The organism is Yersinia sp. 22-579, assembly GCF_030433455.1.
GTDB classification, from domain to species: Bacteria; Pseudomonadota; Gammaproteobacteria; order Enterobacterales; family Enterobacteriaceae; genus Yersinia; species Yersinia enterocolitica.
Window position 1 is genome coordinate 1 of record NZ_JAUJTZ010000015.1, and the last position, 23,547, is coordinate 23,547.

A 23,547-nucleotide genomic window follows, 5' to 3' on the forward strand; every position below is an offset into this window, starting at 1 on the left:
TTATTAAAAAAGATGTTACCCAAAGTAATTGGTGTTGCAGCAAGGCAGCAAACGAATGCATCCCGATGAGCTTACAACGGTAAGTGATTCGGGTGAATGAGAGCCGCTAACACCGCTGCGGCTCCAAGTAGGAAGGGTAAACTAGGCGGCTGGGATCTGCTGGGTAATACAATGAATATTACCGCCTCCTAAGAGGATCTCGCGAGCAGGGACACCAACAATCGCATAGCCAGGGAATATCTGCTGCAACAGATCATGCGCCAGCCCATCAGTGCGGCTATCCAACAGCGGATAAATAATCTGTTGATTGCTGATCAGGAAGTTGACGTAAGACCCGGCTAACCGCTCACCGGCGGTGCGTGGCACGGCATCGCTAGACAGCACATCGAAAGTCTCAGCTTCGGTGTTATACAGTGGGCCTGGTGCCGGCAGCTTCCAGATTTTTAGCTTACGGCCTTTGGCATCAACTGCATTGGATAAAACTTCAAAGGCGGCAACAGAACGCGCGTATTGCGGATCCTGCTGATCGTCAGTCCAATGCAGAGCGACTTCACCAGGGCGGACAAAACAGCACATATTGTCGATGTGGCCATCGGTCTCATCGTTATAAACGCCGTCTTGTAACCAGATGAAATGTGTGACACCAAGGTATTCACGCAGCAACTGTTCAATCTGTACCTGATTAAGGTGCGGGTTGCGGTTAGGATTCAACAAACACTCTGCGGTAGTCAGTAAAGTGCCTTCACCATCGGTATGAATAGAGCCACCTTCCAGCACTAATGGTGCGCTGTAATGGGCATTATTCAAGAAGTCACTCACTTGAACGGCAATTTTTTCATCTTGTTGCCAATTAGCATACAAACCGCCGTTAAGGCCGCCCCAGGCATTGAACTGCCAGTCAACCGCGCGGCGTTCGCCAGCACCATTGATGACCATAGTCGGGCCAGTATCACGCATCCAGGCATCATCGCTTGCCATTTCTACCAGTGTGACACTGGCCGGTAGGGTTGCTTTGGCCTGCGCCATAAACTCGGCGGGAACCCCCATAAATACTGGGGTTGTACGGCTGATTGCTTCCGCTACTTTGGCAAAAGTCTGCTGAGCGGGAATCCCCTTACCGCGCCAGTTATCTTGGCGATATGGCCATAACATCCAGACGGCATCTTGCTTTGCCCATTCGGCTGGCATAAAGAAACCATCCTGCTGCGGAGTACCCGGCAGGGCTTGTGACACAGTGCTTTGTAACACGGGGCTTTTAACAGACATACATTATCTCCGGGTTTTGCCGTCAGAAGTGGCAAGTACCTGATACATTTCTGGACGGCGATCGCGGAATAAGCCCCATGACTCGCGCTGAGCAGCGATTTCCTGCAAATCGAACTGGTGAACCAACACAGCCTCGTCGGTTTTGTTGGCCTGAGCCAGCAGAGCGCCGGTTTGGTCTGCAATAAATGAAGAGCCGTAGAAGGTCATTTCCAACCCATCGATATATTTGCTTTTCTCAGTACCAATACGGTTAGAAGCAATCACTGGTACCAGATTCGCGGCTGCATGGCCTTGCTGAACACGAGTCCAGTGCGGCTGGCTATCGATGTCAGGATAAGCAGGCTCAGATCCAATAGCGGTTGGGTAGAAAATGATTTCTGCCCCCAGTAATGCCAGACTACGGGCAGTTTCTGGGAACCACTGATCCCAACAGATACCAACGCCGACTTTGGCATAGCGGGTCTGCCAGACTTTAAAGCCGGTATCGCCTGGGATAAAGAATTGTTTTTCCTGGTAAGCCGGGCCATTAGGAATGTGAGTTTTACGGTACACATCCAGCACGGAGCCATCAGCATCAATCATGACCAGTGAGTTGTAATAGGCATTATTGGCTTTCTCAAAGAAACTCAATGGCAATACCACTTCCAGCTCAGCTGCCAGCTTGGAAAAATGTTGGATAAGTGGGCTATTGTCCAGCTCTTGGGCCAGTGCATAGTGCTCAGGGCTTTGATCAATGCAGAAATAAGGTGCAGCAAACAGCTCCTGAATCAGGATGATTTGTGCACCCTTGGCATGAGCCTGACGTACCAGTTTCTCGGCATTTTCAATGTTCTTAGGCAGGTCCCAGGAACAGGCCATTTGAGTCGCAGCAACAGTTACTTTTGTCATGAGAAAACCTCAATAAATGTAAAAAACACCCGTGAAGGGTGTGCAATATTTTGAGCCGCTGATTGGCATCCATCCAGTATACAATTGTGCGGGCATGGGTGCCATGCCACTTAGGGAATGCTGGGTAGGATTGTGGAAACAGAACGTAGGAATTTGTTTGCAGAAAGCCAAACGCAGCGGACTTAGCCCGCTTGCTGATCAAACCAACTTTCCAGAATGATGACCGCAGAGACGGCGTCGACACTGCCTTTGTCCAGCGCGCGATAGCCGCCACTGTCAAACAAATTAGCGCGAGCCTCGACAGTACTGAGGCGTTCATCCTGTAAGGCAATTTGTACACCAAAACGGCCATGCAGGCGGTTGGCAAACCTGCGCGCGCGCGCCGTTAGCGGCTGCTCGGTGCCATCCATATTCAGTGGCAGCCCAACAACGACTAAATCTGGTTGCCACTCTTTCAGCAATTTTTCAACTTTCTGCCAGTCCGGCGTGCCGTCCTGAGCTTTAAAAGAGGTTAGCGCTCGGGCGGTACCAGTGACTTCCTGACCAATAGCGACGCCGATACTTTTAGTACCAAAATCAAAGGCGACAATCGTGCGATTAGCCATCAGGCGTGTCCTGCTTGCGGAGCGATATTAAAGATATTGATACCCAGCCTATTGGCCGCAGCTTGCCAGCGCTCAGCAATCGGGGTGTTAAACAGGATATGCGTATCTGCTTCAATGGTCAGCCAGGCGTTATCCAGCAGTTCTTGTTCTAACTGCCCCTGCTGCCAACCCGCATACCCCAGGGCAACCAACAAGTTTTTCGGCTGTTCTGGTGTTCCTAACGTCTCCAGTACATCTTTAGAGGTCGTTATCATGGTATCTGGTGAAATAGGAATGCTGGAGCCAAAACCTTCCTGTGGCGAATGCAGGATAAAACCACGATCTTCTGCCAGCGGGCCACCCGCCAATACCGCTTTATCCAGCCGAATCGAGGGATCTCGTGGTGTTGGATTGATTTTTAGTTTTTCCAGTACAGTTTCTACAGTGAACTGTTCCATCGGCTTGTTAATCACCAAACCCATGGCACCCTCTTTATTATGCTCACAGATATAGATAACCGAGCGCATAAAGTGGGGGTCCTGAAGTGAAGGCATAGCTATAAGAAAATGATGCTGTAAATTCATTATGTTATATAGAGGATTAGCTGAGTTAAGGGATAAACTCTTGTCAGTATGCGGATAAATGCGAATAAAGTCACGGCTCCCCTTCGCCCTTGAAGCCGCAGGGTTTTTAGCTGTGTTCATGACTCGGTCCATCCCTGGGCCTTACTTCTATGAGGCCGCAGTAAGCGGCGCTCAAGTTATTTTTTGGTTATTTGTTTGCTAACCGCACTTCGATTGCATCCATCAGCATGCCGGTAATTGATACATCCGGGAAAGCGGCTTCAATTTCGCGTATGCAGGTCGGGCTAGTCACGTTAATTTCAGTCAGGCGATCGCCGATGATATCCAGACCGACAAAAACCAAGCCTTTTTGCTTCAGTACCGGTGCAACAGCACGGGCAATTTTCCAATCACTTTCACTCAGTGGGCGGGCTTCGCCACGGCCACCGGCTGCCAAGTTACCGCGAGTTTCACCTTGCGCCGGAATACGTGCCAGGCAGTAAGGTACCGGTTCGCCGTCTACCACCAATACGCGTTTATCGCCTTCTTTAATCGCGGGCAGGAAGTTTTGCGCCATGCAGAATCGGCTGCCCAACTCGGTTAGCGTTTCAATAATAACCGACAGGTTGGGGTCATCCTGTTTCACGCGGAATATTGATGTGCCGCCCATACCATCCAGAGGTTTTAGAATGATATCGCCATGTTCCTGATGGAACTTGCGGATGTGGTCTTTGCTACGACTGACCAGTGTATCTGGCGTTAATTCAGGGAACCACGCAGTAAACAGCTTTTCGTTACAGTCGCGTAGGCTCTGTGGCTTATTCACCACCAGCGTGCCTTTATCTTCCGCACGTTCCAGAATATAGGTGGCGTAGATGAACTCAGTATCAAACGGCGGATCTTTACGCATCAGAATGACATCAAGATCATGCAGCGGGATGTCTTGCTCTGTACCAAAACTGAACCAGTCGTCTTTATCCTGTTTCACACTCAGCAGGCGGGTACGGGCACGGCCATCACCACCACGCAGGTAAAGATCACCCATCTCCATATAATGCAGTTCCCAACCACGGCGCTGTGCTTCTAACAGCATAGCGAAGCTGGAGTCTTTCTTGATATTGATGGACGAGATTGGGTCCATTACGATGCCGAGCTTGATCATTCTTCTCTCCTAACGGGAACGAATTTTATCCCAGATCGCCAAACCGCACCTGCAAAGCAGTGATTGCGGTAAGAGCGGTAGTTTCGGTACGCAGCACTCGCGGCCCTAGCAGGATATCAGTAAATCCAAGGCGTGAGGTCATGGCAATTTCATCAGCAGAGAGGCCGCCCTCCGGGCCAATCAACAGACGTACTTTGTTGAGTGACGAGGGGAGGGTGTTAATGCTGTTGCTGGCACGCGGATGCAGATTCAACTTAAGGCTGTCATCTTGCTCTGCACACCATTCAGATAGCTGCATTGCTTCGCGGATCTCCGGGATCTTATTGCGCCCGCATTGCTCACAGGCCGCAATAGCAATCTTCTGCCACTGCTGAATTTTCTTTGCCAGACGTTCGCCATCCAGCTTAACGCCGCAGCGCTCGGAAAACAGCGGAGTAATCACATCGACACCCAGTTCAATGGATTTCTGAACCGTAAACTCCATCTTTTCCCCACGGGAAATGACTTGGCCTAAATGTAGATTTAAGGGGGATTCACGGTCTTCCAACTGCCCTTCGGCCAACCGAACAATCAGGTTTTTTTTATCCACACGGATAATTTCAGCTGCGAAAACCTGATTACTGCCATCAAATAATTGCAGACTTTGGCCTTCAGTCATTCGCAGCACGCGGCCGACATGATTGGCTGCTTCATCACTGAGCGCCAATTCGGTATTTGCCTGCAAAGGCTGCGGGTGATAAATGCGAGGTATGCGCATGAGTTGTTTGAGCCCTGAAACGAAAACTTTGACCAGTATACTAGATTAGCCTTTTTGCTGCTGGCAAGCGCGTTGTACATAAGGGTTATGATTCCCTTGTGCTTTTGCCACCCGTTCATCACGTAGACATTCCCAGTTTGTCACCGGATATTGACGATTCCACACCTCGAACAGTTTGCTTTGTTGGCTGGAAAGCCGAAGTTGATATTGGTCGCGCATATAAAAGTAGGTACGGGCAATTGCACCACGTGAGCGCGTAGGGGGTTCAGCCAACTTATTTTTGAAGTCGACTTTCATCTCGCATTGACCATATTGACCGTTGCCGCCATTCCACTGGGAATACATGAAGTTATTGCGGTCACCATTCACCTCGCCAATAGCGGGTTGCAGATTATGCAGGTCAGTTTCTATTTGGCGATAGACCGGATCTTTGGTGCAATTTTTGCGCCCGCCTTGCTGCCAGCACTGACGCTGGTGGCCAAATTGCCAGGCTGGGACGACATGCTCCCATTCAATCCGCGCGGCACGTTGAGCATTTTTACGCGGTTGATAGCCGCAACTTCTCAGATCCGGAACCCCTTTTTTACCTTGCCAGTCAATTTTGCAACCACAATAAAAGCTGCCGGGGGCATCCTGATTAATTTTCGCAGCAACGGCTTTAGCCTGAGAAAAGTTATTAATGCTTTGGCTGTAACCGGAGAGTGGGAGTAGGGGAGAGGACAAAACCAGCAGGAATAGAAGTTTGCGTAACATATCTCAAAACAGCCTGATAATGAAAAACAGGCAGGTTATAGATAATATTTATGAATGGCAAATTAACCTGCTGTTTTATAACAACTAACGTTAATTTCTAACAGCTTTTTGTCGTGACAAATTGCAGTTTTTCACCGCATTCGCGACAGCGGTATTCGCTCTCACCGCGCTGAACTTTATTGTGGCGGCGAATAGTTAAGGCGTGTTGCTGGCATTTGCACTGATAATTAAAAGTCTTACTGCGCACAGAGGTGACTTCAAACTGATGTGTACGGCTGGCTGGGACTTGCAAGACATGCTCCATCATCCAACGCCACTCTTTACCATGCGGAGGAACGCGACCAAATTGGCGATAAACCAGTAAATGGGCCAATTCGTGAGGCACCACTTCATCAATAAAAAGCTGTTGATTTTCCAGTAATAATACTGGATTGAGACGAATTTCGAAGGATTGCAGATAGGCGCTGCCCGCGCTGGTACCACGTTGATGATAGTTGATTTTCGGCTCCGGATAGTCGGTGCCAAGATGCTGATTTGCCAGCTGCAATTTATGGCGCAAACAGCGCATAACTGCTTGCTGTAGCGCGATGGGGATTCTTAATGAACTCATATCGCGGAAGAATAAAACGGCAGATAACCAGATGCAAGCCAGTAGGTCGGACAATTTTCGATTGATCATTATGCTAATATATATAATATAAAAATATATAATGAAATATAAGCATTAGAGATGCATATGAATAACGATAAAACCATCAGTATGGATCTGATGAGATATGCGGCAGGGCAGGCTTGTGATGTGCTGAAAATATTATCAAATGAAGATCGGTTGTTGTTGCTGTGCCAACTGAGTCAGGGAGAAAAGGCGGTCGGCGAACTGGAAGAGGCTCTGGGTATTCACCAACCGACGCTCTCGCAACAACTTGCTGTACTGCGTAGTGATGGGCTGGTGAACACCCGCCGAGAAGGGAAACGCATATTTTATTCGATCGCTGATAGTAAAGTATTGGCACTGCTTGAAGTGCTGTATCAGCTTTATTGCCCACAAGAGAAGGAGGGCGCATGACTATCGATTGGGCTAATTTCACTCCCTTCAGTGCACTGGCTGGTGGCGTGTTATTGGGTATTGCTGTGACAATTTTATGGTTTTGTAATGGCCGTATTGCCGGTATTAGCGGCATTTTAGGCGGATTATTGCCGCCAAAGGCGGGGGATATTTCCTGGCGCGTTGCTTTCCTCCTCGGTTTGATTATGGCCCCTGGCATTTATTCACTTTTTACCGATCTGCCGTTGATCCAGATTGATGCTGATTTGCCGGTTCTGATCGTGGCTGGATTATTGGTCGGGATCGGAACTCGTTATGGGGCAGGTTGCACCAGTGGGCATGGTGTCTGTGGCTTAGCGCGTTTCTCACCGCGTTCATTGCTGGCGACACTGAGCTTTATGCTTACCGGTTTTGCAACTGTGTGGATTGTTCGCCATCTATTCGCTTAGACGCCAGGAAGGAAATATGAATTTGCTTTTCTCATTGCTTGCCGGGCTGGTTTTTGGCCTGGGGCTGATAGTCGCAGGTATGGCGAATCCCGCTAAGGTACTTGGTTTTCTCGATATTGGAGGCTTGTGGGACCCATCACTGGCGCTGGTGATGGCCGCTGCAGTGGTGGTAGCAACACTCGGTTTTGGTTGGGCTAAAAAGCGTAAAACCAGTTTGCTTGGATATCCTCTCCAATTACCAACATCCACCCATATTGATCGCCGTTTAATAGGTGGCAGTATGTTATTTGGTATTGGCTGGGGGCTGGCGGGGATATGCCCAGGGCCGGCATTGGTACTACTGGGCGCGGGGATGTACAAAGGTATTATCTTTGCCGCCGCGATGGTGGCAGGAATGGCAATATTCAGCTTGATTGAGCGTTATCGGCAGTCATAAAAATCAAGCATAAAAAAACCCCGGCTGGCGGGGTTTTTGTTATTGAGATCTTACCGTCTAAACGTTATTTCAGGCCAGCAGCATCACGCAATAAGGCAGCTTTGTCGGTTTTTTCCCAAGGGAATTCTTCACGACCAAAGTGACCATAAGCGGCGGTTTTGCGATAGATCGGATGCAACAGATCCAGCATCTGAATCAGGCCATAAGGGCGTAGTTCGAAGAACTCACGCACCAGAGCGACCAATCTATCTTCCGCTATCTTGCCGGTACCAAATGTTTCCACCATGATGGAAGTTGGCTCTGCAACACCGATAGCGTAAGAAACCTGAATTTCGCAACGATCAGCCAGACCAGCTGCAACGATATTTTTTGCCACATAGCGAGCAGCATAGGCAGCAGAACGGTCCACTTTAGATGGATCTTTACCCGAGAATGCGCCGCCACCATGACGTGCCATGCCGCCGTAGGTATCAACGATAATTTTACGACCGGTCAGACCACAGTCCCCCATTGGGCCACCGATAACAAAACGGCCGGTTGGGTTGATGTGATATTTAGTCGTCGCCGTGAGCCACTCGGCTGGCAGAACCGGCTTGATGATCTCTTCCATCACCGCTTCTTGTAAATCTATCAGGCTAATTTCATCTGAATGCTGAGTTGACAGAACTACCGCATCAATACCGACAATTTTGCCACCATCATATTGGAAAGTAATCTGGCTTTTTGCATCTGGGCGTAGCCACGGCAAAGTGCCATTTTTACGGACAGCAGCCTGGCGCTCAACCAAACGGTGAGCATAAGTAATGGGCGCTGGCATCAAAACGCTGGTTTCGTTGGTGGCGTAACCGAACATTAAACCTTGGTCACCTGCACCTTGCTCTAGTGGATCTGCACGGTCAACACCCTGGTTGATATCAGGAGACTGTTTACCAATTGCGCTCAAAACGGCACAAGAGTTAGCGTCAAAACCCATCTCAGAATTAACATAGCCGATTTCGCGCACAGTACGACGGGTGATCTCTTCGATATCTACCCACGCGTTAGTGGTGACTTCACCACCAACCAATACCATACCCGTTTTGACATAGGTCTCGCAGGCAACACGTGCTTTTGGATCTTGTTCAAGAATTGCGTCAAGTACAGCATCGGAAATCTGATCGGCAACTTTGTCAGGATGTCCTTCGGAAACCGATTCCGACGTAAATAGGTGTTTAGCCATTTGTTTTCTTTACCTTGAATACAAGTGAAATGTCACTGCATAGCATTGAAGTCAAGCAACCAAAGCCGCTGTTTGAATGGGCTTTTTGTTGCATTGCGCTTTACAACGCCCCTTTAGGCAAAGCCTTTAGCAGTCTATCCCTTTAGAAGTCCGTCATAATTATTATAGCGACACAGACATTCTAGCAATTAAAATGGATGGATGTATTAACATCTGGACGTCTATTTTAGGTCAGCTTTTGCTATTAATGCCAGCCCTTTTTGCATCAAGATATTTCTTACTTTGGTTGCCAGTTGATTTATTTACCGCTTGATACACTTGCAGGCCATTTTCATTTTGCATTTTGCTCGCGTTATAGGTATAAACTGCGCGCGCAGCTTATTTGATACGCAATGATGAAGATGACAGAAGATGACATTAGCGCATTGTGGGATTTTTAGTGTTTAGCACTTAATGATGTGCACTCAATCTTATGAGCGCATGGTCATGATGATCACTAAAATGGCAGCGTCATCGTACTGTTACCTATGTCTATTATATTGAGTCTTGTCCGTTCATCACGAACGGCATGCGTGGAGGTGGTTGGATTAATGATCCGTTGTCTACTGGTTGCTGCACATCAACAGCTGCGTCGTTCTGACGTTCAATCCCCCCTTGCAACCTTCCTTTCTTGTACACCATCAAGGCGATGTTACACCCACATGGGTGCGACGCAGGATTCGCGGGCCGGTTAATTACCGCCTAACGCACTGAGTCTGGCTAGCTTGAGGACTTTGCGGCTAATCCGATTCACAAAATCTCAATACGTATTTACAGTCAAACGTATTTTACATTTAACCGTGTTTTACCCTGTTTTGGGTAATGAATAGCTGAGATAAACCGCTCATGGATCGCGCTTTCCAGCGCAATATTCTGCCAATTTGGCATTCACGCGGGTTGTCCTTGTTGGTTGTAGCTGCGATAGTGGCTGACTTTATCGTCAGTATCGCAATAGAGGCGAATTATGTCTGATGATAACTTGATTGACCGTCCGTCAGCTGCGGGCGCACATGTTTCTTTACGCTCCATGCAGGAGGTTGCCATGAATGATCGTAATGCCAGCAAGATGCTGAGCACGTATAACGTCGCCTACTGGGGTGGCAACTATTATGACGTCAATGAGCTCGGTCATATCAGTGTTTGTCCTGATCCGGATGTCCGTGAGGCACGTGTCGATCTAGCTGAATTGGTCAAAAAGATGCAGCTTGAGCAGGGGCAACGTCTGCCTGCGTTATTCTGTTTCCCGCAAATTTTACAGCATCGCCTGCGCTCAATTAATGGCGCATTTAAACGTGCACGTGAGTCGTTTGGTTATGAAGGCGATTACTTTTTGGTTTACCCAATTAAAGTCAATCAGCATCGCCGGGTTATTGAGTCACTGGTTAATTCTGGTGAGCCGTTAGGGCTGGAAGCCGGTTCTAAAGCCGAAATGATGGCGGTTCTGGCACATGCCGGTATGACTCGCTCAGTCATCGTTTGTAATGGCTATAAAGACCGTGAATATATCCGCTTGGCATTGATCGGCGAAAAACTGGGCCATAAGGTTTATCTGGTCATCGAAAAGATGTCAGAAATCAAAATGGTACTGGAAGAGGCCGAGCGCCTGAACGTCGTCCCGCGTTTGGGTGTCCGCGCGCGTCTGGCTTCACAAGGCTCCGGCAAATGGCAGGCAAGCGGCGGTGAGAAATCCAAATTCGGTTTGTCCGCGACTCAGGTGTTGCAGTTGGTTGATATGCTACGTGAAGCCAATAGTCTGGAAAGCCTGCAACTGCTGCATTTCCATTTAGGCTCTCAACTGTCCAACATCCGTGATATCTCCACTGGCGTGCGTGAATCTGCCCGTTTCTATGTGGAACTCCACAAACTGGGCGTCAATATCCAGTGTTTCGATGTCGGCGGCGGTTTAGGTGTGGATTACGAAGGGACCCGTTCCCAATCGGATTGCTCAGTTAACTATGGCTTGAATGAATATGCCAATAACGTTATCTGGGGGATTGGTGATGCTTGTAATGAACATGGTTTGCCACACCCAACCGTGATTACTGAGTCGGGCCGCGCAGTTACCGCACATCATACCGTGCTGGTTTCCAATGTTATCGGTGTGGAACGTAATGAGTTTAATGAGCCGCAACCGCCAGCAGCCGATGCGCCACGCGCACTGGAAAGCTTGTGGGACACTTGGTTGGAAATGCAAGAGCCAGAAAATCGTCGCTCTCTGCGCGAATGGCTGCACGATAGCCAGATGGACTTGCACGATGTTCATACCCAGTATGCTCATGGCATGTTGGAACTGACGCAACGGGCATGGGCTGAAGAACTGTATTTGAGTATTTGCAACGAGATCCAAAAGCAGTTGGATCCGAGCAACCGTGCGCACCGACCCATCATTGATGAGCTGCAAGAACGTATGGCTGACAAGCTGTATGTCAATTTCTCGTTGTTCCAGTCAATGCCGGATGCGTGGGGTATCGATCAACTCTTCCCGGTGTTGCCATTGGAAGGGTTAGATAAGCCACCTGAGCGCCGTGCGGTGTTATTGGATATCACCTGTGATTCCGACGGGACTATCGATCATTATATCGATGGCGATGGTGTGGCAACCACCATGCCAATGCCACCGTATGATGCAGAAAACCCACCGCTACTGGGCTTCTTTATGGTCGGAGCCTATCAGGAAATCCTGGGCAATATGCACAACTTGTTCGGCGATACCGCGGCAGTCGATGTGTTTGTCTTCCCTGATGGTACGGTTGAGTTTGAACAGACCGACGAAGGTGATACCGTCGCAGATATGCTGGAATACGTTCAGTTGAACCCTGAGAAATTGCTAAAACAGTTCTCCGATCAAGTGAAAGAAACGGATCTGGACACTGAGTTACAAGCTCAGTTTATGGAAGAGTTTGAAGCCGGTCTGTATGGTTATACTTATCTTGAAGATGAATAAGTATTAGCTGCTGATTAACATCACAAAAAGGGCAAACTCAGGTTTGCCCTTTTTGTTTCTATACCTACTGGCGATTGGCTCAATCTCAACCACACTGATAGAAGTGATTTTATCTGTGCTGTGTTGGTGGAGGCGATTCAATGGGGTGGTTAACTGTTTGTAAGGTCAATTACGTCAAGCCGGACTTTCCTTTCTCCGCTCAGGCTGAGGGTAAAAGGATAGGTATCTATCTGGTGGAGGGGGAATATTTCGCAATGGAAGATATTTGTCCCCACGCCAATGCATTGTTAAGTCAGGGTTTTATGGATGGTGAAACCATCGAGTGCCCATTGCATGGCGCACTGTTTGATATTCGAACCGGGCAATGCTTACGCGAACCGGGGGATCGCGATCTGAACACCTATCCCGTACGGATCAATGGTGATCAGATCGAGATTAATCTGGCTGAGGATAACGAGTAGCTGTTTTCATATATAAGTTATAGAACTCACGCCCCTGTTGTGGGCGTGGGTATTTATAAGATGAGGTATTAGTGGTAACTCTTATTTCTCGGCGGCAATACGCTGGCGGATATGGTCGGCGCGGGCCTGTGAGGATGGGTGATCGTCAAACATGCTGCTAGTACGGCCTGCCTCCATGGTCGCTAACTTTTCGAAGCTGGTGACTAAACCGTTTGGATTGATACCTCGTTTTTTCAGCAGATCGAATGAGTAATCATCCGCTTCACTTTCTTGTTTTTGTGAGAATTGGGCACTCACCAGTTTCTCGCCAATATCGGCCAACTGAGACTGCGACAGTTGCCCGGCAATACCACCAGCGGAGGCAGCCGCAGTGCGCAGCGCTGTGGTACCGTAGGCCACTTGCATGGCTTTGCGGGTATGCCCTAATGCCACATGGCCCATTTCATGGCCGAGTACGCCTTCCACTTCATTGTCGATCATCATATCCATCAGGCCGCTGTAAACACGGATACAGCCATTTGCCATCGCCCAGGCATTCACATCTTTAGTGACGTAAACCTTATAGTTTGCTGGGGTACCATTGATGTTATCACCCAATGCGGCCGAGATTTTAGCCAGACGTTTGCCATAATCGCTATCAACGGAGGCGATTTGGGCTTTTTGATCCATTTCCGCACATGATTTCTCACTGAGGTTTTTGACATCAGCATCACTCAGGGTTGCTGCCTGAAAGGCCTGAGCACCGGACTGCATCAAGCCATCGGTATTCATATTTTGGCAGCCGCTAAGTAATGCTGTAAGGCTCAGTGCAATCATTGATGTACGAATTTTCATAACACTTTCTTCCTGTGGTTATGTGGTATTTATTGCTACATTACAGCAATTGCATTAATAGCTATTGCGTCAGCGCGACTTCCACTACTCTTGCGCACTATGACTGACAATGGGTAGTGGAGATTAATGCTCTGTCAGCGTGAGTACTATAGCTTTATTCTGAAAATCAGCAGATTCCATTAGTTATAAATATGGAAGTTATAGCTCATTTGGTTTTAGTGATTGCCGTTTCAATGCTGAGTCTGAGAAAATGGTAACCTTGAACGCTTTTTTTAATCCGACCTGGAGTAAAACATGTCCTCTCGTAAAGAGCTTGCCAACGCGATCCGCGCATTAAGCATGGACGCAGTGCAAAAAGCGAATTCCGGCCACCCCGGCGCCCCTATGGGCATGGCAGATATTGCCGAAGTACTGTGGCGTGATTACCTGAACCATAATCCAACTAATCCACACTGGGCTGATCGCGACCGTTTCGTCTTGTCGAATGGTCACGGCTCCATGTTGATCTATAGCCTGCTGCATCTCACGGGTTATGATCTGCCAATGGAAGAACTGAAAAACTTCCGTCAGTTACACTCTAAAACGCCAGGTCACCCTGAATATGGCTATACCGCTGGCGTAGAAACCACCACTGGCCCATTGGGTCAGGGCATTGCCAACGCAGTGGGTTTTGCGATTGCAGAACGCACTCTGGGCGCGCAGTTTAACCGCCCAGGCCATGATATCGTCAATCACCACACTTATGCCTTTATGGGTGATGGCTGCATGATGGAAGGCATCTCTCATGAAGTTTGCTCACTGGCTGGTACCATGAAGCTGGGTAAACTGACTGCATTCTATGACGACAACGGTATCTCTATCGACGGCCATGTTGAAGGCTGGTTCACTGATGACACCGCTGCTCGTTTCGAAGCTTACGGTTGGCATGTGGTTCGTGGTGTTGATGGTCATAACGCTGATTCCATCAAAGCGGCCATCGAAGAAGCCCACAAAGTTACCGATAAACCATCACTGCTGATGTGCAAAACCATTATCGGCTTTGGTTCACCGAAGAAAGCCGGCACCCATGATTCACATGGCGCACCATTAGGCGCTGACGAAGTTGCCGCTACCCGTGAAGCATTGGGTTGGAAATACGCAGCATTCGAAATTCCACAGGATATCTATGCCGCGTGGGATGCTAAAGAAGCGGGTAAGGCAAAAGAAGCTGCCTGGAATGAGAAGTTTGCCGCTTACGCTAAAGCGTATCCGGAACTGGCTGCTGAATTCAAACGCCGTGTCAGCGGTGAGTTGCCAGCAAACTGGGCGACTGAATCCAAGAAATTTATCGAAGAGTTACAAGCCAATCCTGCCAAAATTGCTAGCCGTAAAGCATCACAAAATGCGCTGGAAGCTTTCGGTAAAGTGTTGCCTGAATTCCTCGGTGGCTCCGCCGACCTGGCACCAAGTAACCTGACTATCTGGTCTGGCTCTAAATCTCTGAGCGATGACCAAGCGGGCAACTACATTCACTACGGTGTGCGTGAATTTGGTATGTCAGCCATCATGAATGGTATTGCTCTGCACGGTGGTTTCATCCCTTACGGTGCAACCTTCCTGATGTTTGTGGAATATGCCCGTAACGCAGTACGCATGGCTGCGCTGATGAAAATCCGTAGCATCTTTGTTTACACCCATGACTCTATCGGTCTGGGCGAAGATGGCCCAACCCATCAGCCAGTTGAGCAGATGGCAAGCTTGCGTGTGACACCCAATATGAGCACCTGGCGCCCATGTGACCAGGTTGAGTCTGCGGTAGCGTGGCAATATGCGCTGGAACGTAAAGACGGCCCAAGCGCACTTATCTTCTCTCGTCAGAACCTGGCACAACAGCCACGTACTGCTGAGCAGTTAGCCAATATCTCTAAAGGCGCATATGTGCTGAAAGATTGTGCCGGTCAGCCTGAACTGATCTTTATTGCCACCGGTTCTGAAGTTGAATTGGCGGTTGCTGCAGCTGACCAACTGACTGCTGCTGGCCGTAAAGTGCGCGTTGTGTCTATGCCATCGACCGATGCATTCGACAAACAAGATGCGGCTTACCGTGAATCTGTATTGCCATCTGCGGTTAGCGCGCGCGTTGCAGTTGAAGCGGGTATCGCTGATTACTGGTACAAATACGTCGGTCTGAATGGCGCAGTGGTTGGGATGCACAGCTTTGGTGAGTCTGCTCCAGCTGAATTGCTGTTCAAAGAGTTTGGTTTCACCGTAGAAAACGTGGTGGCCAAAGCTCAGGCGTTGTTGAAATAGTTTTTGCTCAAATAGCATGACGTTACCAATGCGATGAATCACTGTAAATGGTGATGAGAATCTCGGTAATGCACCTGTTAAAAGACCGCTTCGGCGGTCTTTTTTTTCGCCAATTGATGGATGAATTGTGCCCTTTATCAGGCAGATATTCCTTTTATGATTAGTTTGGTTTATTCTGGCTGAAGCGTTTCAGTCATGATTCATTTTCCATTTCAGCCGATTTCGCTGAGGAAAAAGCCGGGAGTATTCTGGCTGAATTGTGATAAGACGATTAACATCTAAGGGTGCGCTGAAGTACGCTATGGGGTTGCATGATAATAACCAGAAACAGGGAGTAACATGACAATCCGCATAGCGATAAATGGCTTTGGCCGTATTGGTCGTAGCGTTTTACGCGCATTGTATGAATCAGGTCGTCGGGCCGAGATTTCAGTCGTTGCAATTAATGAGTTAGCTAATGCAGAAGGGATGGCCCATCTGCTGAAATATGACTCCAGCCATGGCCGGTTTGCCTGGGATGTTCGTCAGGAATGTGACAAATTATACGTCGGGGACGACATTATCCGGCTGATACATCAGCCAGAAATAGAGCAGTTACCCTGGGGTGAGTTAGGAATTGATGTAGTTCTGGATTGTAGCGGTGTTTATGGTAGCCGTGCCGATGGCGAGGCGCATTTGACCTCCGGTGCCAAAAAGGTGCTGTTTGCCCATCCCGGTGGACATGATTTGGACGCTACAGTGGTTTATGGTGTTAACCATCAGGATTTACAGGCGGATCACCGAATTGTTTCCAACGCCTCCTGTACTACGAACTGTATTATTCCTATTATTCAGTTGTTGGATGTGGCCTTTGGCATCGAATCCGGCACTGTCACCACCATTCATTCATCAATGAATGACCAGCCTGTTATTGATGCTTATCATCAGGATTTACGCCGTACCCGAGCAGCAAGCCAGTCTATTATCCCGGTTGATACCAAACTGGCGGCAGGGATTACCCGTATTTTTCCGAAGTTTTGTGACAGGTTTGAAGCTATCTCGGTACGGGTGCCAACGATCAATGTAACTGCTATCGATTTAAGCGTCAGCGTTACAAGCCCGGTTGGTGTGGCCGAGGTTAACCAGCTTTTGCAAAAGGCAGCAAGAGGTTCATTTCGTGGTATAGTTGACTATACGGAATTACCATTGGTGTCGACCGATTTTAACCATGATCCGCACAGTGCGATTGTCGATTGCACCCAGACGCGGGTTAGCGGACAGCACCTGATTAAGACGTTGGTATGGTGCGATAACGAATGGGGTTTCGCCAATAGAATGTTGGATACGACATTGGCGATGGCCAGAAGTGGTTTCTAGTATGGCATGATAACGTATTGTTTTTCCGTGTTTTATTGCGGTTTTATCAACGTTGATATGCAGCTTATGCAACTTTAAAGAGAATCAACAAGAGGATTCACCATGTCTGTAATTAAGATGACCGATCTGGATCTGGCTGGCAAACGCGTGCTGATCCGTGCGGACCTCAATGTTCCGGTAAAAGATGGCAAAGTGACTTCTGATGCGCGTATCCGTGCATCTCTGCCGACCATTGAAACGGCATTGAAGCAAGGCGCTAAAGTAATGGTTACCTCTCACCTGGGGCGTCCGACCGAAGGCGAGTACAACGAAGAGTTCTCCTTGCTGCCAGTGGTTAATTACCTGAAAGACAAATTGTCTGCTCCGGTACGTTTAGCGAAAGACTATCTGGACGGCGTTGAAATTGCAGCTGGCGAGTTGGTTGTTCTGGAAAACGTTCGCTTTAACAAAGGCGAAAAGAAAGACGACGAAACTCTGTCCAAAAAATATGCAGCACTGTGTGATGTCTATGTGATGGATGCTTTTGGTACTGCTCACCGCGCACAAGCTTCTACTCACGGCGTGGGTAAATTTGCCCCTATCGCGTGTGCTGGCCCGCTGTTGTCAGCAGAACTGGAAGCTTTGGGCAAAGCACTGGGTAACCCAGCGCGTCCAATGGTTGCCATCGTAGGTGGTTCTAAAGTTTCAACCAAACTGACTGTATTGGGTGCTCTGTCTAAAATTGCAGACCAACTGATTGTTGGTGGCGGTATCGCCAATACCTTCGTTGCCGCTCAAGGCAATAACGTCGGTAAATCTCTGTATGAAGCAGACCTGATTCCAGAAGCAAAACGTCTGCTGGAAACTTGTGATATCCCAGTACCTACTGATGTGCGTGTTGCGACCGAGTTCTCTGAAACTGCGACGGCAACGCTGAAACCAGCTAACCAAATCAAAGATGACGAACAAATTCTGGACTTGGGCGACGAATCTGCGGAGCGTCTGGCTGAGATCCTGAAAAACGCCAAAACCATTCTGTGGAATGGCCCAGTTGGTGTATTCGAGTTCCCTAACTTCCGTAAAGGGACCGAGATAGTGGCTCGCGCCATCGCAGAGAGCGAAGCATTCTCAATCGCGGGCGGTGGTGACACTCTGGCAGCAATCGATCTGTTCGGTATTGCTGACCAAATCTCCTACATCTCCACCGGTGGTGGTGCTTTCCTTGAGTTCGTAGAAGGGAAAAAACTACCAGCAGTTGTGATGCTGGAAGAGCGCGCTAAGCAGTAATTTAGATAACGGGGGGCGAGAGCCGCCCGTTTCGCTTTTAGCCAATGTTTCGCTTTTTAGCTAATGAAGCTCGTGGGCTTTAGGCTGGCGAAAACCGATTTACATTTAGGGCCTATCCTCTCGGATAGCTGCTATCTTCAGTCGACGAAACAGGACAACGTACATGTCTAAAATTTTTGATTTCGTAAAACCAGGTGTCATCACAGGTGATGACGTTCAGAAAGTGTTCGCAGTAGCAAAAGAAAACAAATTTGCTCTGCCAGCGGTTAACTGTGTCGGCACCGACTCTATCAACGCAGTGCTGGAAACAGCAGCCAAAGTGGGTGCGCCAGTTATTGTTCAGTTCTCTAACGGTGGTGCAGCATTTATCGCTGGTAAAGGCGTGAAGACTGACGTGCCACAAGGTGCGGCAATCTTGGGCGCTATCTCTGGTGCGCACCATGTACATCAGATGGCTGAACACTACGGTGTTCCAGTCATTCTGCATACCGACCATTGCGCCAAGAAATTGCTGCCGTGGTTAGACGGCTTGTTGGATGCGGGCGAAAAACACTTCGCTGCAACCGGCAAACCACTGTTCTCTTCTCACATGATCGACCTGTCTGAAGAGTCCCTGGAAGAAAACATCGAAATTTGTAGCAAGTACCTGACTCGTATGTCAAAACTGGGTATGACGCTGGAAATCGAACTGGGTTGCACCGGTGGTGAAGAAGATGGCGTGGACAACAGCCACATGGATGCTTCTTCTCTGTACACTCAGCCACAAGATGTTGATTACGCGTACGAAAAACTGAACGCAATCAGCCCGCGTTTCACTATCGCGGCCTCTTTCGGTAACGTGCACGGTGTTTACAAACCAGGTAACGTGAAACTGACCCCAACTATTCTGCGTGATTCTCAGGATTATGTTTCTAAGAAACACAATCTGCCGCACAACAGCCTAAACTTCGTGTTCCACGGTGGTTCAGGTTCAACTGCTGCTGAAATTAAAGAAGCAGTTAGCTACGGCGTAGTGAAAATGAATATCGACACCGATACCCAATGGGCTACATGGGAAGGTATTCTGAACTACTACAAAAAGAACGAAGGCTATCTGCAAGGCCAATTGGGTAACCCAGAAGGTGCTGACAAGCCGAACAAGAAATACTACGATCCACGCGTATGGCTGCGTGCTGCACAGACTTCAATGATTGCCCGTCTGGAACTGGCATTCAAAGAACTGAACGCAATCGACGTACTGTAATTCAGTCTCATTTTGACTGATTGAAAAGGCCCTGCGGGGCCTTTTTTCGTTTGTTGCGCTGGCTGCATAGAGGCAATGGCGAAGTGATAGTGAGCTATCTATTTGCGTTCGTTCACCTGCTATCAAAATTGGCAACACGACCTATTGTTGGTTACCCTAAACAGGCATGGCTGTCATATTGGTTAACAATGGCAGTAATTTTTGCGTAATCTCCCCAGCGGGGACTTTTTTGTAGGGTGGTTTAAATGGAAGAATTAAACGTAGTTGATGGAATCAATGAAGCGAGTACCTGGTTGGTGAATAATCAGGAATTACTGATTCAGTATGCAGTCAATCTTATCGCAGCCTTATTGATTCTGATTGTGGGTTCGATCATTGCCAAAGTGGTTTCTGGCATGCTTGGCCGAGTGATGAAATTGCGCGGAATTGATATCACTGTTGCGGATTTTTTGGCGGCAATGGTGCGTTACAGCATTCTGGCTTTCACTATCGTGGCGGTTCTGGGGCGTCTTGGGGTGCAAACCGCGTCAGTGATTGCGGTCATCGGTGCTGCCGGTTTAGCCGTTGGTTTGGCGCTGCAAGGCTCACTGTCCAACTTTGCTGCTGGTGTGTTGCTGGTGGCCTTCCGTCCGTTTAAAGCGGGTGAGTACGTCGATCTGGGTGGCGTAGCCGGTACCGTGGTGCAAGTGCAAATTTTCTCAACCACGCTACGGACGGTTGACGACAAAATCATTGTTGTACCGAACGGTAAAATTATCGCCAACAATATAATCAATACCAGCCGTGAACCGAACCGCCGTACAGATATGGTTATCGGTGTTTCCTACGATGCTGATATTGATGTGGTGAAGAAAGTGCTGGGTGACATCATTGCAGCCGATTCACGCATTATGCATGACAAAGGGGTTACCGTGCGTCTGAATGAGATGGCGGCTTCGTCATTAAACTTTACCGTGCGAGTCTGGACCACTAATGGCGATGCCATGGAAGTGTATTGGGATCTGATGGAAAACTTCAAACGTGCATTGGATGCTCACAAAATCGGCATTCCATATCCACAGATGGATGTGCATTTGCATCAGGTTGATAAAGCAGAATCTGCTCCGACAGCTTAGCTGCTGATAGCTAGTGAGTGACGGGGTTACCGCACCTAGGGGCGCTCCGGCGACTCCGTCGCTTGTATTTGAAACAAAGAGAGACCCCAACGGCACGATTCCCCTTAAGTTGACTTTGCCAGTGGTCAATACGGGCTATTTTTAGCCCGTTTTTTCTCTTTTTCATTTATTTTTCTCCCGCACGAGCTTCAGTTTATTAATTATTAGTTTTTCTTATAGTAGATAAGAAATATCAATTTCCTCTGATGGTTTTATCCCCGTACTATGCTGCTAATTCCTCTCCAATTATCTCAATCAGTTTTGAGTATTATTTAAAGGTAACAGTATGTTAGCCGTATTTTTGCAAGGTTTTGCCCTGAGTGCAGCCATGATCCTTCCCCTTGGGCCGCAAAATGCTTTTGTGATGAATCAGGGAATTAAACGGCAGCATCATTTGATGAGTGCATCATTGTGTGCCCTTAGTGACATCATCTTAATTTGCGCCGGTATTTTTGGCGGTAGCGCCTTACTGAACCGCTCTCCCTTGCTGCTGGCACTGGTCACCTGGGGCGGCGTGGCATTTTTGTTATGGTATGGCTGGGGGGCGCTGATGGCCGCATGGCGTGGAGATAGCTCATCTGCTGCGGTTGCCGCTGGTGCACAAGGGCGCTGGCGCATTGTCGTGACATTATTAGCGGTGACCTGGCTTAACCCGCATGTCTATCTGGATACTTTTGTGGTGCTGGGTAGCTTGGGAGGCCAGTTATTACCGGATGTTCGGCCCTGGTTTGCTTTTGGTGCCGTGAGCGCTTCAGTGGCCTGGTTTTTTGCTCTGGCATTGCTGGCTGCGTGGCTATCGCCGTGGCTTAATCGGCCTGGCTCACAGCGGGTAATCAATTTGCTGGTGGGGGGAGTGATGTGGTTTATCGCTTTTCAGTTAGCGCGACAGGGATTGAACCTGTAAGTTTTTAGCATTAATCCGAATCCCTAATTCAGTAAGATATGCTACGGTTGTCTTAGTTTTATTATGATTATCTTAGGAGGCTTCCGTGAAGTTGAAGACATTGGCTTTGGCCGCAATGATGGGATTAGGGACGTTACCTTTGGCGCTACAAGTTCAAGCCGCCGAAGTGCCAGAAGGGCCGCATGTTGTTACCTCCGGCACCGCCAGTGTTGATGCAACACCGGATATCGCTACTATTGCCATTGAAGTGAGTGTATCTGCCAAAGACGCCGCAGACGCCAAAAAACAGGCAGATACCCGCGTCGCACAATATTTTGATTTTCTGCGTAAGAGTGGCATTGAGAAAAAAGATATCAATGCTGCCAATATTCGTACTCAACCTGAATACGATTATCAAAAAACCGGTGAAGCCGTATTGAAGGGCTACCGCGCGGTACGTCAGGTTCAGGTGACACTGCGCCAACTGGATAAGTTAAATGAGTTGCTGGATGGCGCGTTAAAATCAGGCCTGAATGAGATTCGTGCCGTGGAACTGGGGGTTGCCAATCCGGACACTTACCGTGAGCAAGCGCGGAAAAAGGCCATTGAAAATGCCATTAGTCAGGCGGGTGCATTGGCTGATGGATTTAAGGTGAAATTAGGGCCGGTATACAGCATTCGTTACCATGTTGCTAACTACCAGCCAATGCCAGTAGCGCGTATGTTCAAGAGTGCTGAAGCTGCACCAGCCACTGATGCCGCCCAAACTTACGAACAGCAGACTATTCATTTCGATGATCAGGTTGATGTGGTATTTGAGCTAAAAACCAGCTCTAACACGCCAGCTACTGCCGCCAAATAAGCTAGTCTTGCCGTAATACCTGACGCCCGTAAGATAACAGGGCGTCAGTTACCTTTCTCATCGTCCGGCTTTCTGGCGCGAATCGATGCCAGAACAGCATTCGCCGTTGCAATAATCCCGGCGTCAGATTAATTAATTCACCGGATGCCAACTCTTTTTCAATTTGCAGATGCGGGATCATACAGCAGGTAGTACCTTGTCTTGCCAATTGTACAAACGCTTCTGATGAGTTAACGATATGGCAGGGCACACTGCCCGGCGACAAATCGAAATTCTGCTGTAAAAACGCCTGATGCATATCATCCAAATGGTCAAAGGCCACCGCAGGTGCTTTCAGCAATGCCGAGCGGGTCACGCCATTGGGGAAATAACGTTCTGCAAAGGGTTTTGAAGCAACAAACAGGTAATCCAGTGCGCCGAGCTGATCGACCAGGCAGCTTGGCAGCGGCTGAGGTTGGATACTGACCGCACCTACCACTTCGCCACGACGTAACCGTTCTTGAGTTCGGGTTTCATCTTCGACTTGTAAATTCAGCCGGATAGGGGAGTCTGCCAACACCGGTTTTAAGGCTGGCAGGAGCCAGGTTGCCAGGCTGTCGGCGTTGACCGCCAATGACAGCAGCAGCGGTGTATCGCCGCCGTTATCATTGCCGAGCCACTCTTCTTCCAGCAATTCGACCTGATGCAGCAAGGCGAGCAGTTTCTGCCCTTGCTCAGTTGGACGGGGGGGCACAGTGCGCACCAACAGTGGTTGACCGAACAGATTCTCCAACTGCTTAATGCGTTGAGATACCGCCGATTGGGTGATGCAAAGTTTTTGTGCAGCGCGTTCAAAACCGCGTTCACGGATCACCGCGTCCAGCGCTTGTAGCGTACGGTAGTCTGGGCGTTTCATCGGAGTCATCTCTCCAAATATTAAGTTAATACCGCACTATGCCACATTTTGATCATTTATCTATGTTGGAATGCCGTGGGGCTCGCCACAAATAAACCGGCATAACTGTGATCCAGCTAAAATTAACCATCACACGAGTTGGCTTTATTGCGACGTTTTATCACTTATATGCTCTATAATGACGTCAGGTTTTCTTTCA

23 protein-coding genes are annotated in these 23,547 nt (G+C 48.7%); 12 read left to right on the plus strand and 11 right to left on the minus strand.

What is annotated here, in order from left to right:
- Nucleotides 1–141 precede the first annotated feature (141 nt).
- The 8 genes from aguA to QSV56_RS17115 form a co-directional block, all read right to left on the minus strand.
- The gene (gene aguA / locus QSV56_RS17080; protein ID WP_019079017.1) at nt 142–1,266 is read right to left on the minus strand and encodes an agmatine deiminase; all 1,125 of its coding nucleotides are present in this window, start codon (nt 1,264–1,266) and stop codon (nt 142–144) included.
- Nucleotides 1,267–1,269: 3 nt separating this feature from the next.
- Nucleotides 1,270–2,154, minus strand: a complete 885-nt coding sequence (aguB, locus tag QSV56_RS17085) for an N-carbamoylputrescine amidase (RefSeq protein WP_046050290.1) — start codon at nt 2,152–2,154, stop codon at nt 1,270–1,272.
- 182 nt (nt 2,155–2,336) lie between these two features.
- Nucleotides 2,337–2,759: a Holliday junction resolvase RuvX gene (gene ruvX / locus QSV56_RS17090; RefSeq protein WP_301212998.1), complete on the minus strand. Its 423-nt coding sequence runs from the start codon at nt 2,757–2,759 to the stop codon at nt 2,337–2,339.
- Nucleotides 2,759–3,322 (minus strand): YqgE/AlgH family protein, encoded by a 564-nt coding sequence (locus QSV56_RS17095; RefSeq protein WP_046050291.1) that lies wholly within the window; start codon nt 3,320–3,322, stop codon nt 2,759–2,761. Before QSV56_RS17095 ends, ruvX begins: the two co-directional genes overlap by 1 nt.
- 187 nt (nt 3,323–3,509) lie before the next feature.
- The gene (gshB, locus tag QSV56_RS17100; RefSeq protein WP_019079014.1) at nt 3,510–4,463 is read right to left on the minus strand and encodes a glutathione synthase; all 954 of its coding nucleotides are present in this window, start codon (nt 4,461–4,463) and stop codon (nt 3,510–3,512) included.
- A gap of 25 nt (nt 4,464–4,488) precedes the next feature.
- A complete protein-coding gene (gene rsmE / locus QSV56_RS17105; protein WP_019079013.1) occupies nt 4,489–5,220 on the minus strand; it encodes a 16S rRNA (uracil(1498)-N(3))-methyltransferase in 732 nt (243 codons plus the stop codon).
- A 45-nt stretch (nt 5,221–5,265) separates the two neighbouring features.
- A complete protein-coding gene (gene endA, locus QSV56_RS17110; RefSeq protein WP_019082395.1) occupies nt 5,266–5,973 on the minus strand; it encodes a deoxyribonuclease I in 708 nt (235 codons plus the stop codon).
- 97 nt (nt 5,974–6,070) lie between these two features.
- Complete coding sequence (locus QSV56_RS17115; RefSeq protein WP_046051973.1) at nt 6,071–6,583, minus strand: SprT family zinc-dependent metalloprotease; 513 nt, start codon at nt 6,581–6,583, stop codon at nt 6,071–6,073.
- Nucleotides 6,584–6,709: 126 nt separating this feature from the next.
- Between QSV56_RS17115 and QSV56_RS17120 the strand changes: the two genes are divergently transcribed.
- The 3 genes from QSV56_RS17120 to QSV56_RS17130 are packed head-to-tail and all read left to right on the plus strand — an operon-like array spanning nt 6,710 to nt 7,903.
- On the plus strand, nt 6,710–7,039 hold the full coding sequence (locus tag QSV56_RS17120) for a metalloregulator ArsR/SmtB family transcription factor (protein ID WP_019079010.1): 330 nt from the start codon (nt 6,710–6,712) through the stop codon (nt 7,037–7,039).
- Nucleotides 7,036–7,467 (plus strand): YeeE/YedE family protein, encoded by a 432-nt coding sequence (locus tag QSV56_RS17125; protein ID WP_046050292.1) that lies wholly within the window; start codon nt 7,036–7,038, stop codon nt 7,465–7,467. Before QSV56_RS17120 ends, QSV56_RS17125 begins: the two co-directional genes overlap by 4 nt.
- A gap of 16 nt (nt 7,468–7,483) precedes the next feature.
- On the plus strand, nt 7,484–7,903 hold the full coding sequence (locus tag QSV56_RS17130) for a DUF6691 family protein (protein WP_019079008.1): 420 nt from the start codon (nt 7,484–7,486) through the stop codon (nt 7,901–7,903).
- 64 nt (nt 7,904–7,967) lie between these two features.
- Here the strand turns inward: QSV56_RS17130 and metK are convergent, their stop codons facing one another.
- Nucleotides 7,968–9,122, minus strand: coding sequence for a methionine adenosyltransferase (metK, locus tag QSV56_RS17135; protein ID WP_301212999.1), 1,155 nt, complete (start codon nt 9,120–9,122; stop codon nt 7,968–7,970).
- 1,003 nt (nt 9,123–10,125) lie between these two features.
- Between metK and speA the strand changes: the two genes are divergently transcribed.
- Both speA and QSV56_RS17145 read left to right on the plus strand, forming a co-directional pair.
- Nucleotides 10,126–12,105, plus strand: coding sequence for a biosynthetic arginine decarboxylase (speA, locus tag QSV56_RS17140; RefSeq protein ID WP_019082398.1), 1,980 nt, complete (start codon nt 10,126–10,128; stop codon nt 12,103–12,105).
- Nucleotides 12,106–12,245: 140 nt separating this feature from the next.
- Nucleotides 12,246–12,566 (plus strand): non-heme iron oxygenase ferredoxin subunit, encoded by a 321-nt coding sequence (locus tag QSV56_RS17145; protein WP_019079005.1) that lies wholly within the window; start codon nt 12,246–12,248, stop codon nt 12,564–12,566.
- 81 nt (nt 12,567–12,647) lie between these two features.
- Here QSV56_RS17145 and QSV56_RS17150 read toward each other — a convergent pair whose 3' ends face one another.
- Nucleotides 12,648–13,400 (minus strand): M48 family metallopeptidase, encoded by a 753-nt coding sequence (locus QSV56_RS17150; protein WP_046050293.1) that lies wholly within the window; start codon nt 13,398–13,400, stop codon nt 12,648–12,650.
- A 294-nt stretch (nt 13,401–13,694) separates the two neighbouring features.
- Between QSV56_RS17150 and tkt the strand changes: the two genes are divergently transcribed.
- The 7 genes from tkt to QSV56_RS17185 all read left to right on the plus strand — a co-directional run bounded on the left by tkt (nt 13,695) and on the right by QSV56_RS17185 (nt 22,453).
- Nucleotides 13,695–15,689, plus strand: coding sequence for a transketolase (gene tkt / locus QSV56_RS17155; protein WP_005157073.1), 1,995 nt, complete (start codon nt 13,695–13,697; stop codon nt 15,687–15,689).
- A gap of 339 nt (nt 15,690–16,028) precedes the next feature.
- Nucleotides 16,029–17,045, plus strand: a complete 1,017-nt coding sequence (epd, locus tag QSV56_RS17160; RefSeq protein WP_019079002.1) for an erythrose-4-phosphate dehydrogenase — start codon at nt 16,029–16,031, stop codon at nt 17,043–17,045.
- 102 nt (nt 17,046–17,147) lie between these two features.
- Nucleotides 17,148–18,311: a phosphoglycerate kinase gene (gene pgk, locus QSV56_RS17165; RefSeq protein WP_005157067.1), complete on the plus strand. Its 1,164-nt coding sequence runs from the start codon at nt 17,148–17,150 to the stop codon at nt 18,309–18,311.
- 163 nt (nt 18,312–18,474) lie between these two features.
- Nucleotides 18,475–19,554 (plus strand): class II fructose-bisphosphate aldolase, encoded by a 1,080-nt coding sequence (gene fbaA, locus QSV56_RS17170; RefSeq protein WP_005173534.1) that lies wholly within the window; start codon nt 18,475–18,477, stop codon nt 19,552–19,554.
- Between the two features lie 245 nt (nt 19,555–19,799).
- A complete protein-coding gene (mscS, locus tag QSV56_RS17175) occupies nt 19,800–20,669 on the plus strand; it encodes a small-conductance mechanosensitive channel MscS (RefSeq protein WP_005173531.1) in 870 nt (289 codons plus the stop codon).
- A gap of 325 nt (nt 20,670–20,994) precedes the next feature.
- On the plus strand, nt 20,995–21,612 hold the full coding sequence (gene argO, locus QSV56_RS17180; protein ID WP_046694575.1) for an arginine exporter ArgO: 618 nt from the start codon (nt 20,995–20,997) through the stop codon (nt 21,610–21,612).
- 85 nt (nt 21,613–21,697) lie between these two features.
- On the plus strand, nt 21,698–22,453 hold the full coding sequence (locus QSV56_RS17185) for an oxidative stress defense protein (protein ID WP_019079001.1): 756 nt from the start codon (nt 21,698–21,700) through the stop codon (nt 22,451–22,453).
- Between the two features lies 1 nt (nt 22,454).
- Here QSV56_RS17185 and QSV56_RS17190 read toward each other — a convergent pair whose 3' ends face one another.
- The gene (locus tag QSV56_RS17190) at nt 22,455–23,348 is read right to left on the minus strand and encodes a LysR family transcriptional regulator ArgP (RefSeq protein WP_005163344.1); all 894 of its coding nucleotides are present in this window, start codon (nt 23,346–23,348) and stop codon (nt 22,455–22,457) included.
- Nucleotides 23,349–23,547 lie beyond the last annotated feature (199 nt).

What these genes read in the sequence shown, in the direction of transcription:
- tkt (WP_005157073.1), top strand. Translation starts at nt 13,695, where the DNA reads ATGTCCTCTCGTAAAGAGCTTGCCAACGCGATCCGCGCATTAAGCATG.
- QSV56_RS17130 (WP_019079008.1), top strand. Translation starts at nt 7,484, where the DNA reads ATGAATTTGCTTTTCTCATTGCTTGCCGGGCTGGTTTTTGGCCTGGGG.
- epd (WP_019079002.1), top strand. Translation starts at nt 16,029, where the DNA reads ATGACAATCCGCATAGCGATAAATGGCTTTGGCCGTATTGGTCGTAGC.
- fbaA (WP_005173534.1), top strand. Translation starts at nt 18,475, where the DNA reads ATGTCTAAAATTTTTGATTTCGTAAAACCAGGTGTCATCACAGGTGAT.
- QSV56_RS17120 (WP_019079010.1), top strand. Translation starts at nt 6,710, where the DNA reads ATGAATAACGATAAAACCATCAGTATGGATCTGATGAGATATGCGGCA.
- QSV56_RS17125 (WP_046050292.1), top strand. Translation starts at nt 7,036, where the DNA reads ATGACTATCGATTGGGCTAATTTCACTCCCTTCAGTGCACTGGCTGGT.
- pgk (WP_005157067.1), top strand. Translation starts at nt 17,148, where the DNA reads ATGTCTGTAATTAAGATGACCGATCTGGATCTGGCTGGCAAACGCGTG.
- gshB (WP_019079014.1), bottom strand. Translation starts at nt 4,463, where the DNA reads ATGATCAAGCTCGGCATCGTAATGGACCCAATCTCGTCCATCAATATC.
- speA (WP_019082398.1), top strand. Translation starts at nt 10,126, where the DNA reads ATGTCTGATGATAACTTGATTGACCGTCCGTCAGCTGCGGGCGCACAT.
- QSV56_RS17145 (WP_019079005.1), top strand. Translation starts at nt 12,246, where the DNA reads ATGGGGTGGTTAACTGTTTGTAAGGTCAATTACGTCAAGCCGGACTTT.
- QSV56_RS17115 (WP_046051973.1), bottom strand. Translation starts at nt 6,583, where the DNA reads ATGAGTTCATTAAGAATCCCCATCGCGCTACAGCAAGCAGTTATGCGC.
- argO (WP_046694575.1), top strand. Translation starts at nt 20,995, where the DNA reads ATGTTAGCCGTATTTTTGCAAGGTTTTGCCCTGAGTGCAGCCATGATC.
- endA (WP_019082395.1), bottom strand. Translation starts at nt 5,973, where the DNA reads ATGTTACGCAAACTTCTATTCCTGCTGGTTTTGTCCTCTCCCCTACTC.
- QSV56_RS17190 (WP_005163344.1), bottom strand. Translation starts at nt 23,348, where the DNA reads ATGAAACGCCCAGACTACCGTACGCTACAAGCGCTGGACGCGGTGATC.
- rsmE (WP_019079013.1), bottom strand. Translation starts at nt 5,220, where the DNA reads ATGCGCATACCTCGCATTTATCACCCGCAGCCTTTGCAGGCAAATACC.
- ruvX (WP_301212998.1), bottom strand. Translation starts at nt 2,759, where the DNA reads ATGGCTAATCGCACGATTGTCGCCTTTGATTTTGGTACTAAAAGTATC.
- aguA (WP_019079017.1), bottom strand. Translation starts at nt 1,266, where the DNA reads ATGTCTGTTAAAAGCCCCGTGTTACAAAGCACTGTGTCACAAGCCCTG.
- aguB (WP_046050290.1), bottom strand. Translation starts at nt 2,154, where the DNA reads ATGACAAAAGTAACTGTTGCTGCGACTCAAATGGCCTGTTCCTGGGAC.
- mscS (WP_005173531.1), top strand. Translation starts at nt 19,800, where the DNA reads ATGGAAGAATTAAACGTAGTTGATGGAATCAATGAAGCGAGTACCTGG.
- QSV56_RS17150 (WP_046050293.1), bottom strand. Translation starts at nt 13,400, where the DNA reads ATGAAAATTCGTACATCAATGATTGCACTGAGCCTTACAGCATTACTT.
- QSV56_RS17095 (WP_046050291.1), bottom strand. Translation starts at nt 3,322, where the DNA reads ATGAATTTACAGCATCATTTTCTTATAGCTATGCCTTCACTTCAGGAC.
- metK (WP_301212999.1), bottom strand. Translation starts at nt 9,122, where the DNA reads ATGGCTAAACACCTATTTACGTCGGAATCGGTTTCCGAAGGACATCCT.